Annotated in this window: 14 protein-coding genes; 8 read left to right on the forward strand and 6 right to left on the reverse strand. The window is 70.8% G+C overall.

Annotation, left to right across the window (positions count from 1 at the left end; translation table 11 throughout):
* Nucleotides 1–151: 151 nt before the first annotated feature.
* The 4 genes from ACFV9D_RS23885 to map all read left to right on the forward strand — a co-directional run bounded on the left by ACFV9D_RS23885 (nucleotide 152) and on the right by map (nucleotide 5,734).
* The gene (locus tag ACFV9D_RS23885; RefSeq protein WP_385149700.1) at nucleotides 152–1,627 is read left to right on the forward strand and encodes a xanthine dehydrogenase small subunit; all 1,476 of its coding nucleotides are present in this window, start codon (nucleotides 152–154) and stop codon (nucleotides 1,625–1,627) included.
* Nucleotides 1,624–4,023 (forward strand): xanthine dehydrogenase molybdopterin binding subunit, encoded by a 2,400-nt coding sequence (gene xdhB / locus ACFV9D_RS23890; protein ID WP_385149703.1) that lies wholly within the window; start codon nucleotides 1,624–1,626, stop codon nucleotides 4,021–4,023. The genes ACFV9D_RS23885 and xdhB overlap by 4 nt, the downstream gene beginning before the upstream one ends.
* A 1-nt stretch (nucleotide 4,024) precedes the next feature.
* On the forward strand, nucleotides 4,025–4,852 hold the full coding sequence (gene xdhC / locus ACFV9D_RS23895; protein WP_385149900.1) for a xanthine dehydrogenase accessory protein XdhC: 828 nt from the start codon (nucleotides 4,025–4,027) through the stop codon (nucleotides 4,850–4,852).
* 114 nt (nucleotides 4,853–4,966) lie between these two features.
* Nucleotides 4,967–5,734: a type I methionyl aminopeptidase gene (gene map, locus ACFV9D_RS23900; protein ID WP_385149705.1), complete on the forward strand. Its 768-nt coding sequence runs from the start codon at nucleotides 4,967–4,969 to the stop codon at nucleotides 5,732–5,734.
* Nucleotides 5,735–5,881: 147 nt separating this feature from the next.
* Here map and ACFV9D_RS23905 read toward each other — a convergent pair whose 3' ends face one another.
* Nucleotides 5,882–6,838 (reverse strand): hypothetical protein, encoded by a 957-nt coding sequence (locus tag ACFV9D_RS23905; protein WP_385149708.1) that lies wholly within the window; start codon nucleotides 6,836–6,838, stop codon nucleotides 5,882–5,884.
* A 434-nt stretch (nucleotides 6,839–7,272) separates the two neighbouring features.
* Between ACFV9D_RS23905 and ACFV9D_RS23910 the strand changes: the two genes are divergently transcribed.
* Nucleotides 7,273–8,076, forward strand: a complete 804-nt coding sequence (locus ACFV9D_RS23910; protein WP_385149711.1) for an endonuclease I family protein — start codon at nucleotides 7,273–7,275, stop codon at nucleotides 8,074–8,076.
* Nucleotides 8,077–8,162: 86 nt separating this feature from the next.
* On the opposite strand, the gene ACFV9D_RS23915 is transcribed toward ACFV9D_RS23910, so the two are convergent.
* Nucleotides 8,163–9,578, reverse strand: a complete 1,416-nt coding sequence (locus tag ACFV9D_RS23915; RefSeq protein ID WP_385149714.1) for an amidase — start codon at nucleotides 9,576–9,578, stop codon at nucleotides 8,163–8,165.
* Between the two features lie 188 nt (nucleotides 9,579–9,766).
* On the opposite strand from ACFV9D_RS23915, the gene ACFV9D_RS23920 reads away from it, so the two are divergent.
* Both ACFV9D_RS23920 and ACFV9D_RS23925 read left to right on the forward strand, forming a co-directional pair.
* Nucleotides 9,767–10,870, forward strand: a complete 1,104-nt coding sequence (locus tag ACFV9D_RS23920) for a hypothetical protein (protein WP_385149717.1) — start codon at nucleotides 9,767–9,769, stop codon at nucleotides 10,868–10,870.
* Nucleotides 10,860–11,504: a protein-L-isoaspartate(D-aspartate) O-methyltransferase gene (locus ACFV9D_RS23925; protein WP_385149720.1), complete on the forward strand. Its 645-nt coding sequence runs from the start codon at nucleotides 10,860–10,862 to the stop codon at nucleotides 11,502–11,504. Before ACFV9D_RS23920 ends, ACFV9D_RS23925 begins: the two co-directional genes overlap by 11 nt.
* A 5-nt stretch (nucleotides 11,505–11,509) precedes the next feature.
* Here ACFV9D_RS23925 and ACFV9D_RS23930 read toward each other — a convergent pair whose 3' ends face one another.
* Nucleotides 11,510–11,962, reverse strand: coding sequence for a YbhB/YbcL family Raf kinase inhibitor-like protein (locus ACFV9D_RS23930; RefSeq protein ID WP_385149723.1), 453 nt, complete (start codon nucleotides 11,960–11,962; stop codon nucleotides 11,510–11,512).
* 109 nt (nucleotides 11,963–12,071) lie between these two features.
* Between ACFV9D_RS23930 and ACFV9D_RS23935 the strand changes: the two genes are divergently transcribed.
* The gene (locus tag ACFV9D_RS23935; protein WP_385149726.1) at nucleotides 12,072–12,620 is read left to right on the forward strand and encodes a nucleoside-triphosphatase; all 549 of its coding nucleotides are present in this window, start codon (nucleotides 12,072–12,074) and stop codon (nucleotides 12,618–12,620) included.
* Nucleotides 12,621–12,654: 34 nt separating this feature from the next.
* Here the strand turns inward: ACFV9D_RS23935 and ACFV9D_RS23940 are convergent, their stop codons facing one another.
* The 3 genes from ACFV9D_RS23940 to ACFV9D_RS23950 form a co-directional block, all read right to left on the reverse strand.
* Nucleotides 12,655–13,362 carry a transcriptional regulator gene (locus ACFV9D_RS23940; RefSeq protein WP_385149729.1) on the reverse strand — a complete coding sequence of 236 codons (708 nt, stop codon included), beginning with the start codon at nucleotides 13,360–13,362 and terminating at the stop codon, nucleotides 12,655–12,657.
* Nucleotides 13,363–13,423: 61 nt separating this feature from the next.
* On the reverse strand, nucleotides 13,424–14,800 hold the full coding sequence (locus ACFV9D_RS23945; RefSeq protein WP_385149732.1) for a nucleobase:cation symporter-2 family protein: 1,377 nt from the start codon (nucleotides 14,798–14,800) through the stop codon (nucleotides 13,424–13,426).
* 403 nt (nucleotides 14,801–15,203) lie between these two features.
* Complete coding sequence (locus ACFV9D_RS23950; protein WP_385149735.1) at nucleotides 15,204–16,595, reverse strand: M1 family metallopeptidase; 1,392 nt, start codon at nucleotides 16,593–16,595, stop codon at nucleotides 15,204–15,206.
* Nucleotides 16,596–16,624: the final 29 nt, after the last annotated feature.

Raw genomic sequence — 16,624 nt, forward strand, 5'->3', positions numbered from 1 at the left:
GGCACCTTCCCCTCTCTGTCACCGCCTGCGGCACGTGTTGCGTGCCCGTGTTGCGCGCTGCGTGTTCTCGAGCTGCGCCACCGAAACAGAAAGCTCCTGAAATGGCGACTACGAAAGTCGGATCGACCGCGCCCCGAAATGAGGACGTGCCATGGTAGCGGCGCGGATCACGGTCAATGGGAAAGAAACACCGATCTCACCTGCCGCACCCCACACCACGGTGCTGGATTTTCTGCGCGAGCGTGGCCTCACCGGCACCAAGGAGGGCTGCGCCGAGGGTGAATGCGGCGCCTGTTCGGTCCTGGTGGCCCGTCCCGGGGTGAACAAACCCACTGACTGGGTGGCGGTCAACGCCTGCCTGGTCCCGGTCGCGGCGCTCGACGGTCAGGAGGTCACCACCTCCGAAGGTCTCGCCACCGCCGGCGAATCCGGCACGCCGTCCACGCTGCACCCCGTGCAGGAGGAGATGGCGGTCCGCGGCGGATCCCAATGCGGGTACTGCACACCGGGATTCGTCTGCAGCATGGCCGCCGAGTACTACCGACCCGACCGCTGCGCGCACACGGACTCGGACTCGGACCCGGCCGACGGCACCGACTCCGAGCACGGTCCGAACGGTTTCGATCTGCACGCGCTGAGCGGAAACCTGTGTCGCTGCACCGGGTACCGCCCGATTCGCGATGCCGCGTTCGCGGTCGGTACGCCCACCGCCGACGACCCCCTGGCGCAGCGTCGCGAGCAGTCCCCGCCCGAACCGGTCGCCACCGAATACACCCAGGACGACAGCACGTTCCTCCGGCCGAGCACCCTGGCCGAGGCGGTGCGGCTGCTGCGCGAGCGGCCCGATGCGGTGGTGGTCGCCGGAAGCACCGACTGGGGTGTGGAGGTGAACATCCGTTCCCGCCGGGCGAATTGCGTGGTCGCCGTCGACCGACTGCCCGAACTGCGGGAGCTGCGAGCCGAATCCGACCACATCGAGATCGGGGCGGCGCAGACGCTCACCGAGATCGAACGCCGCCTCGACGGCCGCGTACCGCTGCTGGCGGAGCTGTTCCCGCAATTCGCATCCCGGCTCATCCGCAACAGTGCGACGCTCGGCGGCAACCTGGGTACCGGCTCCCCCATCGGTGACAGCCCGCCGGTGCTGCTCGCGCTGGAGGCGTCGGTGGTGCTCGCCGACGCCGACGGTGAGCGCGAGGTCCCGCTGGCGGACTACTTCACCGGCTACCGGCAGAGCGTGCGCCGTCCCGGGGAGCTGATCCGCGCGGTGCGCATCCCGCTGCCTTTGTCACCGGTCACGGCCTTCCACAAGATCGCCAAGCGGCGCTTCGACGACATCTCCAGCGTGGCGGTCGCTTTCGCGCTCGACATCGAGGACGGGATCGTCCGCAAGGCACGCATCGGCCTGGGCGGCGTGGCCGCCACCCCGATCCGCGCCCTCGCCACCGAAGCGGCCCTGGAAGGCGAGCCCTGGGCGGCGGAGACCGTCGAGGCCGCGGCCCGGGTGCTTCAGGCCCAGGGCACACCGATGAACGATCACCGTGCCAGCGCCGACTACCGCTCCGTGATGCTCGGCCAGAGCCTGCTGAAGCTGTACGCGCAGACCACCGAGGCGGTTTCGTCATGAGTCATCTGTCCGAGCGCCCCGAGAAGCCCGTCGTCGGCGTCTCGATGCCGCACGAGAGCGCCGTCCTGCACGTCACGGGCGCCGCGCTCTACACCGACGACCTGGTCCATCGCACCAAGGACGTGCTGCACGCGTACCCGGTCCAGGTCATGAAGGCCCACGGCAGGATCACCGCGCTGCGCACCGAGCCCGCGCTCGCCGTGCCCGGCGTGGTCCGCGTGCTGACCGGTGCCGACGTGCCCGGCGTCAACGATGCCGGCATGAAGCACGACGAACCGCTGTTCCCCGACGAGGTCATGTTCCACGGCCACGCCGTCGCCTGGGTGCTCGCCGAGACCCTGGAGGCGGCCCGGCTCGGAGCGGCGGCCGTCGAGGTGGAACTCGATGAACAGCCCTCCCTGATCACGCTGCGGGAAGCGATCGCGGCGGAGAGTTTTCACGGCGCCCGGCCCGTGATGCTGACCGGCGATGTCGACGCCGGCTTCGAGGACTCCGCGCATGTGTTCACCGGCGAGTTCCAGTTCTCCGATCAGGAACACTTCTATCTCGAGACGCACGCGGCGCTGGCGCACGTCGACGAGAGCGGGCAGATGTTCATCCAGAGCAGCACCCAGCACCCCTCGGAGACACAGGAGATCGTGGCGCACGTGCTCGGCCTGCACAGCCACGAGGTGACCGTGCAGTGCCTGCGGATGGGTGGCGGCTTCGGCGGCAAGGAGATGCAGCCGCACGGGTTCGCGGCCGTCGCCGCGCTCGGCGCCAGGTTGACCGGTCGGCCGGTTCGGGTGCGGCTCAACCGGACCCAGGACCTGACCATGTCCGGTAAGCGCCATGGGTTCCACGCCGTGTGGAAGATCGGCTTCGACGCCGACGGCCGCATCCGGGCCCTGGACGCCACCTTGACCGCGGACGGCGGCTGGAGCCTGGACCTGTCCGAGCCGGTGGTGGCCCGCGCGCTGTGCCACATCGACAACACCTACTGGATTCCCAACGCGCGCATCGCCGGTCGCATCGCCAAGACCAACAAGGTCTCCAACACCGCCTTCCGCGGCTTCGGCGGACCTCAGGGCATGCTGGTGATCGAGGACATCATGGGCCGGTGCGCGCCGCTGCTCGGCCTGGATCCCATGGAGCTGCGCGAGCGCAACTTCTACCGGCAGGGCCAGTCGACGCCGTACGGACAGCCGGTCACTCACCCCGAACGGATCTCGGCGCTCTGGCGGCAGGTTCAGGACGACGCCGGCATCGCCGATCGCCAGCGCGAGATCGCGGCCTTCAATGCCGCGCACCCGAACACCAAGCGAGCGCTCGCGATCACCGGGATCAAGTTCGGAATCTCGTTCAACCTCACCGCCTTCAACCAGGGCGGCGCGCTGGTGCTGATCTACAAGGACGGCTCGGTCCTGATCAACCACGGCGGCACCGAGATGGGGCAGGGCCTGCACACCAAGATGCTGCAGGTGGCCGCGACCGCGCTGGGCATCCCGCTGCACAAGGTGCGGCTGGCCCCGACGCGTACCGACAAGGTCCCCAACACCTCTGCCACCGCCGCCAGTTCCGGGGCGGACCTCAACGGTGCGGCGGTGAAGAACGCCTGCGAGCAGTTGCGCGAGCGGCTGTTGCAGGTGGCCGGCACGCAGTTGGGTGCGAACGCCTCGGACGTACGCATCGTCGAGGGCGTCGCGCGCGTCATCGGCAACGACAAGGAACTGGCCTGGGACGACCTGGTGCGCACCGCGTACTTCCAGCGGGTTCAGTTGTCGGCGGCCGGCTTCTACCGGACCGAGGGCCTGCACTGGGACGCGACGACGTTCCAGGGCTCGCCGTTCAAGTACTTCTCCTACGGCGCCGCCGCCACCGAGGTGGAGGTGGACGGCTTCACCGGCGCGTACCGCATCCGGCGGGTGGACATCGTGCACGACGTCGGCGACAGCCTGTCCCCGATGATCGACATCGGTCAGGTCGAGGGCGGCTTCGTCCAGGGCGCCGGCTGGCTGACGCTCGAGGACCTGCGCTGGGACGCAGGTGACGGGCCGAACCGCGGCCGGCTGCTGACCCAGGCCGCGAGTACGTACAAGTTGCCGAGCTTTTCGGAGATGCCCGAGGAGTTCAACGTCAGGCTGATGGAGAACGCCACCGAGGAGGGCGCGGTCTACGGGTCCAAGGCGGTGGGTGAGCCTCCGCTGATGCTGGCGTTCTCGGTCCGAGAAGCGCTGCGGCAGGCCGCCGCGGCATTCGGGCCCGTCGGGGTCGGCGTGGAGCTCGCCTCCCCCGCGACACCGGAGGCGGTGTACTGGGCGATCGAAGCAGCCCGCAGGAGCGACGTGCAGAGCAACGGCCACGCTCGCGGGGGCAGCGAGATCCCCGCCGACGCAAGTGCTTTGAGCGATGCCTGACATGACCTGGGTGGCCGCGGTCGCGCGGTTGCGAGCCCGCCGGGAGCCCGGCACGCTCGCGACCATCGCGACCGTGCGCGGCCACGCGCCCCGTCGGGCCGGTGCCAAACTCGTCGTGGGACTGACCGAGACCTGGGGTTCGATCGGCGGCGGCAACATCGAGGCCGTCACCATCGATCGGGCGCGGGAGCTGAACGTCACGGCCGATCCGGAGCCGGAGCTGATGGAGTTCGCCCTCAACGACAAGGTCACCAGCCGGCACGGCGTGCAGTGCTGCGGCGGAGCCGTCACCGTGCTGCTCGAACCGCTGCCGGTGGTCCAAGCGGTGGCGGTCTTCGGCGTCGGGCACGTCGGACTGGAGTTGGCGCGGATCCTCGCCCGCCACGACCTCGATCTGCACCTGATCGACACCCGCCCCGACGTACTCACCGACGAACGGCTCGGCGTGCTCGCGGATGCGGTGGCGCAGATCCACGTGCACCACACACCGCTGCTTCCGGAGGAGGTCCTCGCGGAGCTCCCGCCCGGCACCCACGTCCTGATCATGACCCACGACCACGCCGAGGACGCCGCGCTGTGCGACGCCGCCTTGCGCACCGCCGGTCTCGGCTCGATCGGATTGATCGGCTCGGCCGCCAAGTGGGCGCGGTTCCGCCGGCGCCTGGCCACGGAGGGCGGCCACGACGCCGCCACCATCGACCGGATCAAGACCCCGGTCGGAATCAGCGAGATCACCGGCAAGGAGCCCGCCACGATCGCGGTGAGCATCGCGGCGGACCTGCTTCGGACCTTCGAAAAGGACGCCGCTGAACGCTGCCGAACACGGTAGCGGCGGTCCTCGCAGGCTCCACTGCGCTCATCCCCGCCCTCCCCACCCTCGCGTCCGTGATACTAATACCGGTATAAAAATTGGACGCGAGGGTGGGACGAGGAGTCGCGGGACATGGTGGAGATCAAGACCGACACGGCGCTGGACGCGATGCGGGAAGCCGGGCGCATCGTGGCCCAGGCCCTCGCCGCCGCCCGGGAAGCGGCAGGCGTCGGGGTATCCCTGCAAGAACTGGACGAAGCAGCCCGCACGGTGCTGACCAAGGCCGGGGCCCGCTCGCCCTTCCTCGGGTACCGACCCTCCTTCGCTCCCACCCCCTTCCCCGCGGTGATCTGCACCTCGGTCAACGACGCCGTGGCGCACGGTGTCCCCACCGGCTACCGGCTGCGCGACGGCGACCTGGTCAGCATCGACTGCGGCGCCGAGCTCGACGGCTGGACCGGGGACGCCGCCATCACCTTCGCGGTCGGCACCCCTCGGCCCGCCGACCTGAACCTGATCAACGCCACCCAGCAGGCTCTCGACGCCGGCATCGCCGCCGCCGTCCCCGGCAACCGCATCGGCGACATCTCGCACGCCATCGGCACCATCGCCGCAGCGGCCCGCTGCGGCATGCCCGCCGACTTCGGCGGTCACGGCATCGGCCGCCGCATGCACGAAGACCCCCACGTCCCCAACCGAGGCCGCCCCGGCCGCGGCTTTCCCCTCCGGCCCGGCCTGACCCTCGCCATCGAACCCATGCTCATGGCCAGCGGACAGGACGACTACTACACCGCACGCGACGGCTGGACCCTCCTCACCACCGACGGCAGCCGAGCAGCCCACTTCGAGCACACCATCGCCGTCACCGAAGAAGGCCCACGCGTCCTGACCCTGCCCTGACCGGTTCTCGATCGAGGCGCCGGGAGATGTCGGCGAGAACCGCGAGCACCGTGTCGGCGCCGGGTTCGGAGGGTCAAGTCGATCACGGCGGTGGCCGACCAGGCCGCCTGGTGCCGGCGGCCCGGCCAGCCGCGCGATCTCGACGCTTCAGGCGCTGTCCGCCGCGCCTGTCGTCTTCGCGTAGCGCACCAGGGTCGAGCCGGCCAGTACGACCACGGCCACGGCGCTCAGCAGCGCCGCTGCCTTCGCCCAGGTGAACGTGAAGGCGAGGCCGCTGTTCAGCAGATCGACCGTGCCGGCGCTCTCCAGTGCGTGGAGCACGATGACTCCGGCAGCGAGCCCCGTAGCGGCGCCCCAGACGATCATGGTGTCCCGCACCGCGAGCCATACGCCGCACAGCAGGCACAGCACGGTGACGACAACGGACAGCATCTCCGCCTGGCCGCCCGCGCGCAACGCCGCGAGATCCGTGGGCACATGGACGAGGCCGCAGACGAGCATGGCGGCCGCGGCCGGCCAACGGAGCGCCGACCGCATCGCCGGGGAGGCGGTGTGGCTGCCGGGACCTGCGGCCAGTGCGCCGTCCAGGACCGACCTCTGCTGCTTCGCAGATCCTCGCGGCCGCTTCGAGGAGGCGGGGCCGACCGCGGCAGCGTCCTGGCCGCGCCAGACGTTCCGCTCCTTGGTATCCGCGCCGGCGGGGCGCCAGTCGCTGCTGTCGGTGCCGAGGATCGTGACGAGCGCCACCACGTCCTCGATCGGCCGCCCGACGGCCGCGGCGCGCAGCGTGGTCTCGGCCTGCCGGAGGTCGTACCCCGATTCGTTGAGCAGCGCGACAAGCTGCCGCACTTCGTCCAGGGGGCGGGAGACGGCGGCTGCGCGGAGAGCCACGTCCGCGGGGCTGGACAGTTCCCCGGTCTCCTGGAGGCGGGCGACCAGCGCGGCGACTTCCGTCACGGGCCGCTCGGTCGCCGCTGTCGAAAGAAGGGTGCGTATCGCCTCGTCGCCCGTCTCGGACGGGTCGGGCGCCTCCGGGGCACTCCGCACGGCGGCTCTGTCGTCTTCGGCCCGATTGCTGTTGAAGGGGTCGGGGTCGGGGGTCATGATGCGGGCTCCGTTCGTGGAACAACCGTCAGGCGTCCACCGTGACTGTCTCGTGAGCACCAGAATGCGCACACTCGAATACAAGTAGTGCTCAGGTCGTGACACTGCGCCATCCGGGGGCGGCCCCACTGGGCCGACCGAGCGAAAAGTACGTCCCGCCCGCCCGACAGGATCGCTCGTCCCGGAGCAGGCCGACGAGGTCGGTCCCGGCTCTCACGCCGTCGCGGCGCCGGTTCGGCTCCAGGAGCCGCGGGCCGCCCCTCCAGGGTTGCGCCGTATGCGAGAACGTCACAGAAACGTCTCCTCCTGGCTACACGGCCACCCCCTCCTCCATGCCACTCTCCTGGCTGCACGACATCAACACGCGTAGACAGCCGCTCCGTTGAGTTGAGCGCCCCGTCTCACGTATGCCGCCCCCGGGAAAGGGAACCCCCATGTTCGCTGTGCAGATAGGCAGATGGAAGGCGTTGGCGACAGCCCTGTCCGCCGTCCTCGTCGGCCTCACCCTTCCGACGGTCGCCGCAACTCCCGCGAGCGCCACGACGAACGCGTACGACAGCACGTACTACAAGAACGCGATCGGCAAGACCGGTACGAGCCTGAAGTCCTCGCTGCACACGATCATCAGCAGCCAGAACAAGATCTCGTACGACGCGGTCTGGAACGCGCTGAAGGTCACCGACCAGGACCCCAACAACAGTGCCAACGTGATCCTGTTGTACAGCGGCACCTCGCGGAGCAAGACCCTCAACGGAGGCGACGTCGGCGACTGGAACCGCGAGCACGTGTGGGCCCAGTCCCACGGCAGCTTCGGCACCTCGGCCGGCCCCGGCACCGACCTGCACCACCTGCGCGCCTGCGACGTCCAGGTCAACAGCACCCGCGGGAACAAGGACTGGGACAACGGCGGCAGCCCCGTCAGCGGCGCCTCGGGCAGCTACACGGACTCCAACTCCTTCGAGCCGCGCGCCGCGGACAAGGGAGACGTGGCCCGCATGATCCTCTACATGGCCGTCCGCTACGAGGGTGACGACGCCTGGGCCGACCTGGAGCCCAACGAGTCGTCCTCCAACGGCAGCATCCCGTGGCACGGCCGTCTCTCGATCCTGAAGCAGTGGAACGAGCAGGACCCGCCGAGCGCCTTCGAGGAACGCCGCAACGACGTCATCTACGGCACCTACCAGGGCAACCGCAACCCGTTCATCGACCACCCCGAGTGGGTCGAAGCGATCTGGTAGAGCTGCACCGAGTCACTCCCGCCACGGGCGGCCGCGCCCCGCGGACGGCCGCACGGTGATCACCAGGTGACCACCGTGCGGCCCTGTCAGGAGCCTTGGATACGCCGGAAAGGGTGTTCGGCCTCCAGCGCGAACGCAGCCTCCAGCAGCGTCCGTTCACTGCCGGGGCGGCCGGAGAGCATGACGCCGACCGGCAGCCCGTCCTCGGTCGCGCTCGGGGCGGGCACCGAGATCGACGGTGTGCCGACGACGTTGTCGATGGGCGTGAACGCGACGTACGCGAGGATGCGTTCGATCAACGTCGGGTAGGGAACGGTGGGGCCGAGGTGACCGATCGGGGGCGTGGTGTGGGCGAGTACGGGGGAAAGGATCAGGTCGAGCCCGCGGAATGACGCCGCGTACGCCTCCCTCGTACGCTTGAGCCTCCGCAGCACGCCCGGAGTGCGCCGCCAATTCCGGAGGTACGCGTCGCGTAGCCCCCGACTGAGGCCGTCCATACGGTGCCGGTCGAAGTCGGCGCCCAGGGTCCGGCCCGTGGTACCGATGAGGAAGGACAGCAGACCCCAGTAGGTGAGGAAGTCGTCGGTGAAGCGGGGGTCGATCGCCAACTCCACCGGCTCCACGGTGTGACCCAGCCGTTCGAGCGTCGCCGCGGTCTCCGTGACGGCCGCCCGGGTGGCGGGGTCGGAGCGGACACCGTTGGGCGAGTCCAGCAGGAACCCGACGCGCAACCGTCGCTCCGCAGGGCCCTCGATCCGGCCCACCGGCGGCAGTTCGGGGTTGCGCCAGTACGTCTCGGCGGCGGCGAGGAACGCGGCGGTGTCCCGCACGGAACGGCTCACGATCCCGTCGGAGACGATGTCAAGAGGCAGTTGACGGCTCTGGGCGTTCGCCACGACCCGGCCACGGGTGGGCTTGAGACCGACGAGACCGCAGCAGGCGGCGGGGATACGGATCGAGCCACCGCCGTCGTTGGCGTGCGCGATCGGCACCGCGCCGGCGGCGACGAGCGCCGCGCTGCCGCCCGACGAACCACCCGCCGAGTACCCCGTGTTCCACGGGTTGCGAACGGGCTCGGCGCCCTCGTACTCCGTGGTCGGGCTGAACCCGAACTCGGGCAGCCGGGTCTTGCCCAGCACCGTGACGCCGCTGCCCAGGAACTGCCGGGCGAACGGCGCGTGCCGCCGCGCGGCCCTCGGAGTGAAGGCTGCGCTGCCGTGACCAGTGGGCAGACCCAGATAGTCGGTGTTGTCCTTGATGAAGGTCGGCACTCCGGCGAAGGCGCCGCCCGCGCCGGTGACGGGCACCGGGACGTCGACGTGCGCCTGGACGGCGTTGAGTCGTGCCTCGACCGCCCGCACCCGCTCCGCCGCATCCCTGGCGACCTCGGCGGCACCGACCTCACCCCGGCGGATCGCCGCGGCGAGACCGACGGCGTCGTGATCTCCCAGGGCGTCGTCCCGGAAGGCGTGCACCCTGGTCCGTTCCTCGAAAGTCGTCACCGCTACCTCAGCCCCCGCGTGTGGATGGTTGTCCCGACATCATTGCTTACCGACAAGTAACACGGGAGGGGTTCCGCACAGGCAAGGGCCCAGTGGCCGAGCCAGGCCGATCGTCGGGTCCGGCGGGCTCCATCGCCGTCCGAGGCGGGCATCATCGAAGGTGGGGAGACCATCGACGAGGAGTGGCGATGAGGTTGTCGTTCCTTGAGCCCCTCTACGCAGAGCCGGGCCCGTACGCCTCCGTGTATCTGGACACCTCCCGGGACGTCGAGCATCCCGAGCGGGCGATCGAGCAGCGCTGGCGGCGGCTGCGGGCGAGCCTGTCCCGTCAGGGAGCGGACCCGGCGCTGCTGAACGTACTGGAGGAGGTGGTCGGCGCCGACACCGAGGTTCCGGGGGTGCACGGGCAGGCCGTCTTCGCCGCCCACGGCACGCTCGTCCTGGACGGGGAGCTGCCCAGGCCGCCCGAGCACGACTCGGCGCGCTACAGCACCCTGCCGGACGCGATGCCCCTGGTCACCCAGCACGTTCCGGAGATCCCGTACATGGCCGTGGTCGTCCACTACGGCGGCCTTCCGACCGCTGAGACCCACGGCTGGGTGGTGCTGGAGGCGGAGACGGGTACCTGGCCCACGTCCACCGTCACCCCGGGTGCGCGGCTGCACCGCAGGGTCGCGGTGGCGACCTGGCACCGCACCTGCGTCCGGCTCGGCCACCGGCTGGACGAACGGGCGCGGCGCGCCCATGCCGATGCTGTCGTCGTGGGCGGGGACGAGTGGGCGTGCAACGTACTGATCCGCCGGCTGCCGCACACCCTGCGGGACAAGGTCGTGCGCGTGGGCGGCCGGACACCCACCGACACCGGACGCGCCCTGTTGGAGCCGCAGCTCGACGGCGTCTTCCGGGGCCGCATGGCCGCGCACGACCGGGAACTCGTGGACATCTTCATCGGTCGGCGTGCCCTGGACGGGCCCATGACGGAGGGGCTGGCCGCCACCGTCGCCGCCCTCCAACGCGGCCAGGTGGCGGCACTGCTGCTCAACCGGCCGCCCGGCTCCTCGCTGCGGCTCTGGGTGGGTTCCCAGCCCACTCAACTCGCCCTGACCGAGGCGGAGCTGACGTCCTTCGGCGTGCGGGCCCCGCGCGAGGAACGCGCCGACGAGGCACTTGTCCGTGCCCTCGTCGGCACGGGTGCCGAGCTGGTCGTCGTACCGGAGGGCGAGCTGAGACTGTACGAGGGCGTGGGCGCCTTGCTGCGGTACGCCGACCCCCAGTGGTCCGATGGCCCCTGAAGGCACCCCCGAGAACCTGGTCCGCGCGGCCCGCGTCGTGGGCGTGACCGACGACCGTCTCCTCGAGGCCGTACGGAGCGTCCCCCGGGCCGACTTCGTCCCTGCGGACGAGGTGGCGTCGGCGTACTGGGACACGCCTGTTCCGCTCCCCCACGGGCAGGTGACCACCCAGCCCTCACTGGTCGCCATGATGGTCTCCGCGCTCGGCCTCACCGGTGACGAACAGGTCCTGGAGGTCGGGACCGGGTACGGCTGGCAGACCGCGCTGCTGGCCCGCTTGGCCGCCTACGTCGTCAGTGTCGAGCGCTGGCCCGACCTGGTCCACGAGGCCCGCCTGCGGCTGGCCGGGCGGGGCGTCGGCAATGCCGAGGTCGTACTGGGCGACGGAACCCTCGGTATGCCGAGCCGTGCCCCGTACGACGCCGTGATCGTCTGCGCGGCCTTCCCGCAGGTGCCGGAGCCGCTCGTGGAGCAGCTCCGCACCGGTGGCCGGCTCGTGCAGCCGATCGGGCAGGGCGGGCAGGAGCACGTCGAGCTGTACGAGCGGGAGGCCCGCGGCCTGGTGCACCGCAGGACGGTCGCCGCGGCCCGGTTCGTCCGGCTGTACGGGGCCCACGGCTACGACCGGCGGTGACACGCTCAGCGCTGATAGGTCCCGACCAGGGTGCCGGAGGCCAGCTCCCTGCCCTTCAGGGCACGATGCACGTCCTCGACGCCCGGATGGTCGTGCAGCGGCAGCGGCTCGGACAGGGCGTACAGGCGGAAGAAGTAGCGGTGCGGACCGTGCCCCGGTGGAGGCATCGGCCCTCCCCAGCCCATGCGCCCGAAGCCGTTGGGCCACGGCAGGCCGCCGTGGGGCTTCTGGCCCTCCGCCACCCCGGTGGTCCCCGGATCGATGCCGGTGACCAGCCAGTGCAGGAAGGTCGCCCCCGGCGCGTCCGGGTCCTCGCACAGCAGGACCAGCTCCGTGGCCTCATGGGGCACCCCCGACCAGGTCAGGGGCGGTGAGAGGTTCTCGCCCTCCCCGCTGTAGCGGAGGGGGATCACCGTGTTGTGGTCGAAGGCGGTGCTGCTGAGTTCCATTTCGCTCATGGGCGCCGCCCTACCCGCGACGGAGGCACCGGCACCGGTCCGCACCTCAAAACCCCCGTTCGGCCGCGCCCACTCGGGCCGCCTGCGGAAGCGGGGGGAAGATGGCAGTGTGCCGACAAGGATCCTGCTCGAGGGCCGCCCTGGCGCGGGCAAGACGACCGCCCTCCGTCGGCTGGCCGCGCTGTTGCCCTCCCGCGCGGCCACCGGCTTCACCACGGAGGAGATCCGGCAATCCGGCGCCCGGGTCGGTTTCGCCCTGGAGACGCTGGCGGGCCGGCGGGAGGTGCTCGCCCATGTCGACCTGCCCGGTCCGCCGCGGGTGGGGAAATACGGCGTCGACCTGGGCGTCATGGAACGGCTGGCACTGCCGTCGCTGAAGCCGACGGCGACCGGGGAGGCAACAGGACGGCTGGTGCTCGTCGACGAGCTGGGGCGGATGGAGCTGGCGTCCACGGCCTTCCGTGACGCGGTCGAGGCGCTGTTCGTCGCGGAGGTCGACGTCGTCGCCACGGTCCACATGCACCGCGATCCGTTCACCGACGCCCTCAAGCGGCGCCCCGACATCGACGTCGTCCACCTCACGCCGGCAAACCGGGACGTGCTTCCCGGGGAGCTCGCGGCTCGGCTGCAGGAGCCCCGGACGCCCGCGACCCCTTGACCGCGATTCCCGTACCGGGACGCCGTTGCGGCGCTCAGGACGAGGGCGGCCGGGCGTCAGGTCCTGCGAGGTGGAGGAAGCGGTCCGAGAGGGCGTGCAACCACTCGGCGCGTTCCGCGGCGATCTCCTTCAGCCGTGCGGTGTCGCTACGGGCGACGAGGTGGCCCATGTAGCGCTCGTTGAAGTGGGCGTACTCCTGGTGCAGGGTGCGCAGCGCCTGCACCACGCTGCGCTCGGGTGCGCCGACGAGCCGCGCGAGCGGGGCGGTGTGTTGCTTCCAGCGGCCTTCGACGGCCTGGCGGAGCAGGCCGTCGAGTTCGCCGGCCCGGCCGATGACGCGCCGCAGTTCGCCCGGTTCGAGACCGAGGGCGTCTGCAAGGAACAGTGTCTGCCGGTCGGTTCCGCTCCAGTGGTGGTCGTTCTCGGCGCGGGCGTACGCGTGTACGTCCATGCCGATGCGCTGGGCCAGGCGCTCCGCGCTGAAGCGCCGGGCCAGGCGATGCTCGCGCAGGGATCTCGGCTGCAGGGCCATGAGCTCCGGTACGGGGCACCACAGGGCGTCGGCCAGCGCGAAGAGTTCGGTTTCCGAAGGCGTCACTGCCCCCGACTCCCAGGCGATGACGGCCTGCGCCAGGCGGCGCACCCCCAACTGGGCCATGGCTGCCACGACCTGTTCAGGGGTCAGGCCGATGCGGAGACGGGCGGCCCGGGCCTGGGCGGGAGAGAACGGGGGGTGGGACACGTGCGGATCACCTCGGTGGGCGGCTCCGCGGAGCGGCGGGCTCCGCGGAGCGGAAACGGGGTCAGCGGGCCGTGGCAGTCTGCGGACCCGTCCCGTCGTCGTACGCGGCAAGACCGTCCCAGTCGATGTCCTCCCGTTTGCGGCGGCTCTCGAACACATGGAAGAACAGGTTCAGCAGGACCGCCGTCAGCGTGCCGAGGGTTATCCCGCTGCCCAGGACGGCCCGCACCTCGGTGGGCATGCGTTCGAAGAACGGCGCGACGGCGGTCGGGAGCATCGCGGCGCCGAGACTGACGGCCAGGATGATGGAGTTGCGTTCCTCCCGCAGGTCGACCTTGCCGAGGATCTGGATGCCGACGGTGGCGACCATTCCGAACATCACGACGGCCGCCGCGCCGAGCACCGGGTGGGGTACGGAGGCCACGACGGCGCCGGCCTTCGGCACCAGGCCGAGAAGGATCATGAAGACACCGGCCGCGACGATGACGAACCGGCTGGTGACGCGGGAGATCCGAACCAGACCGATGTTCTCCGCGAACGCCACGTACGGGAAGGAGTTGAGCACTCCGCCGAGCACGGTGGCGACGCCGTCGGCCCGCAGCGCACGGCTGACCGTGTCACCGTCGACCTTCCGGCCGGTGATCTCGCCCATGGCGTACACGTCTCCGGTGGTCTCCACCACGGTGATGAGCATGACGACGACCATCGCCAGCATGGGGAAGACCGAGAAGTGCGGCATGCCGTAGTGGAAGGGCGTGCTGACACCGAGCCAGTCGGCCTGGTCGACCGCCCCGAGGTCTGCGTCGCCGAGCAGCCAGGCGACGGCGGTTCCGCCCACCAGTCCGAGCAGCACCGCGATACTGCGAAGGAACGGGCCGCCGAACCGAACCACCAGAAGGATGAACAGGAGAGTCCCACCCGCGTAGGCGAGGTTGACGGGGTCCCCAAAGCCGGGCCCGCCGTGCAGCGCCGAACCGCCGCCGACATCCTGGAGCGCCACCGGGATGAGGACGATGCCGATGACCGTGAGAAGGGTGCCGGTGACGATCGGGGGGAAGTACGCGGTCAGCCGCCCGGCGAACGGGGCGAAGAGGAAGGCCGCGACACCGCCCGTGATCACGGCGCCGTAGACCACGAGCAGCCCGGCGGTGCCGCCGCCCGCGCCCTGACCGATGGCGATCATGGGGGAGACGGCCGTGAACGTCGCGCCCTGGACGAGCGGCAGCCGGGCTCCGATCCGCCAGAAGCCCCACGCCTGGATGATGGTGGCGATGCCGGCGGTGACCAGGTCGGCGTTGATGAGGTAGACGAGCTCCTGCCGCGAGAGTCCCAGGCTGTTTCCGAGGATCACCGGTACGAGCACCGCACCGGCGTAGAACGCCAGGACGTGCTGGAATCCGTAGAGCGCGAGGCTGGGGAACGGGAGGACCTCGTCCACCGGGTGGGGGGTGGTGTGGGGTCGTCGGCGCGAGGCCAGTGGTGCCATCTCTGCCTTGCCTGAGGGTAGGTGAATGAGAGGGAGCGCGACGCGGGTCGCGCAGAGAGCCTCGACGGGTCGTCCGGGCGGCCGCGCGGATCAGGCGGTTCACCGGCTGGCGGCACGGGGTTACCGGTGCGCGGCCAGGCGTCCAGACATGGAGGCGTGAAGGTGCCAGGGCGAACAGCCCGGGCCGGTCACAGATCCTTCCGGACAGGCATGGCACCACGCAAGACGGAGGGTCATGCTTTTTTAAGCAAAACCCTTCGGTAACTTTTGAATCGATGGCCGAAGGCCGCCTCGGGTGCGGATTTCGTTGTCACTCTCACGCCGCGAAGCGAGCGGCGGCGGACCGCCGCCGGGGTCAGCCCCCGGATCCGCCGTTCGTGGGCGGGTACCCGGGGCGGGCCGGGATCGGCGAGCGGGCGGGCGGCGGGGAGGGCAGCGGCGGGAGGGCGGGCTCGTGGAGCCAGGACGAGAGGAGGTCGTCCAGCGGCTCGGCCGCGTAGCGGGCCACATGGGCGGTGAAGCCCGCGGTGGTCACCACGCCGTGGCGGTGCACGGTGGCCCAGTCGCGCAGCATGCGGAAGAACGCGCCGTCGCCCAGCGCGCAGCGGATCGCGTGCACCGCGAGACCCCCGCGCTGGTACAGGCGGTCGTCGAACATGAGCTTGCGGCCGGGGTCGGCCAGCAGCAGGTCCTGCGGCTGGGAGGCCAGCAACCGGTGTGCGGCGGCCGCCAGTTCCTGCGCGGTGCGACCGCCGGAGCGCTCCGACCAGAGCCATTCGGCGTACTTCGCGAAGCCCTCGTTCAGCCAGATGTGCCGCCAGTCGGCGATGGTCACGCTGTTGCCGAACCACTGGTGCGCGAGCTCATGGGCGATGAGCCGCTCCGAACCCCGTACGCCGTCCACGTGGTTGGCGCCGAAGAGGGAGAGCCCCTGGGCCTCCACCGGCACGTCCAGCTCCTCGTCGGCGACGACGACCACGTACTCGCCGAGGGGGTAGGGGCCGAACAGCTCCTCGAAGAGCTGCATCATCGCCGGCTGGCGGGCGAAGTCCCGGGAGAACTTCGGCAGCAGATGCGCCGGTACGTGGGCGCTCTGCGGAACACCGCCGAGCCCGGGGTCGCCGAGCAGCACGGTCTGGTACATGCCGATGGACAGGCCGACCAGGTAGCTGGGGGTCGGGGCGGTCTGCTCGTACACCCAGGTGGTCGTGGAGGCCTTGGTCGTCCGCGTCAGCAGTCGGCCGCCGGCCACCACCGTGTACGAAGACGGGGTGTTGACCGAGATCTGGTACGAGGCCTTGTCGGCGGGCCGGTCGTTGCACGGGTACCAGGACGGCGCGCCGACCGGCTGGCTCGCGACGAGCGCGCCGTCGGTCAGCTCCTCCCAGCCGAGGCCGCCCCAGGGGCTGCGTACCGGCTTGGGGTTGCCCGACCAGTGCACCTCCACGGTGAAGGCGGCTCCGGCGGCGAGGGGCTTGGTGGGCCGGATGCGCAGCTTGCCGCCCCGGTGGGTGTAGTGCGGCGCCCTGCCGTTCACCTGGACCCGACCTATCTTGAACTCGGCCAGGTTGAGCGAGAACTCGGTGAGCGGCGCGCGGCCGGCGATCGCGCTGAGGCGGGCCGTCCCGGCCAGCCGGTTGGGGCCGGGACGGTAGTCCAGTGCGAGTTCGTACCGGTGCACGCGGTAACGGGGATCGCCGTTGGCCGGAAAGTACGGGTCCGACGCCGTTGTCCTCTGGCCGCTCACTGCCGCTTCCGCTCCCTGCGCTGTGCTCG

Source organism: Streptomyces sp. NPDC059875 (genome assembly GCF_042731085.1).
In the GTDB taxonomy this organism is placed as follows: domain Bacteria; phylum Actinomycetota; class Actinomycetes; order Streptomycetales; family Streptomycetaceae; genus Streptomyces.

Coding starts and splice junctions, on each gene's coding strand:
- ACFV9D_RS23930 (WP_385149723.1), bottom strand. CDS start 11,962: ATGAGCGAAATGGAACTCAGCAGCACCGCCTTCGACCACAACACGGTG.
- ACFV9D_RS23920 (WP_385149717.1), top strand. CDS start 9,767: ATGAGGTTGTCGTTCCTTGAGCCCCTCTACGCAGAGCCGGGCCCGTAC.
- ACFV9D_RS23910 (WP_385149711.1), top strand. CDS start 7,273: ATGTTCGCTGTGCAGATAGGCAGATGGAAGGCGTTGGCGACAGCCCTG.
- xdhC (WP_385149900.1), top strand. CDS start 4,025: ATGACCTGGGTGGCCGCGGTCGCGCGGTTGCGAGCCCGCCGGGAGCCC.
- ACFV9D_RS23885 (WP_385149700.1), top strand. CDS start 152: ATGGTAGCGGCGCGGATCACGGTCAATGGGAAAGAAACACCGATCTCA.
- ACFV9D_RS23925 (WP_385149720.1), top strand. CDS start 10,860: ATGGCCCCTGAAGGCACCCCCGAGAACCTGGTCCGCGCGGCCCGCGTC.
- map (WP_385149705.1), top strand. CDS start 4,967: ATGGTGGAGATCAAGACCGACACGGCGCTGGACGCGATGCGGGAAGCC.
- ACFV9D_RS23905 (WP_385149708.1), bottom strand. CDS start 6,838: ATGACCCCCGACCCCGACCCCTTCAACAGCAATCGGGCCGAAGACGAC.
- xdhB (WP_385149703.1), top strand. CDS start 1,624: ATGAGTCATCTGTCCGAGCGCCCCGAGAAGCCCGTCGTCGGCGTCTCG.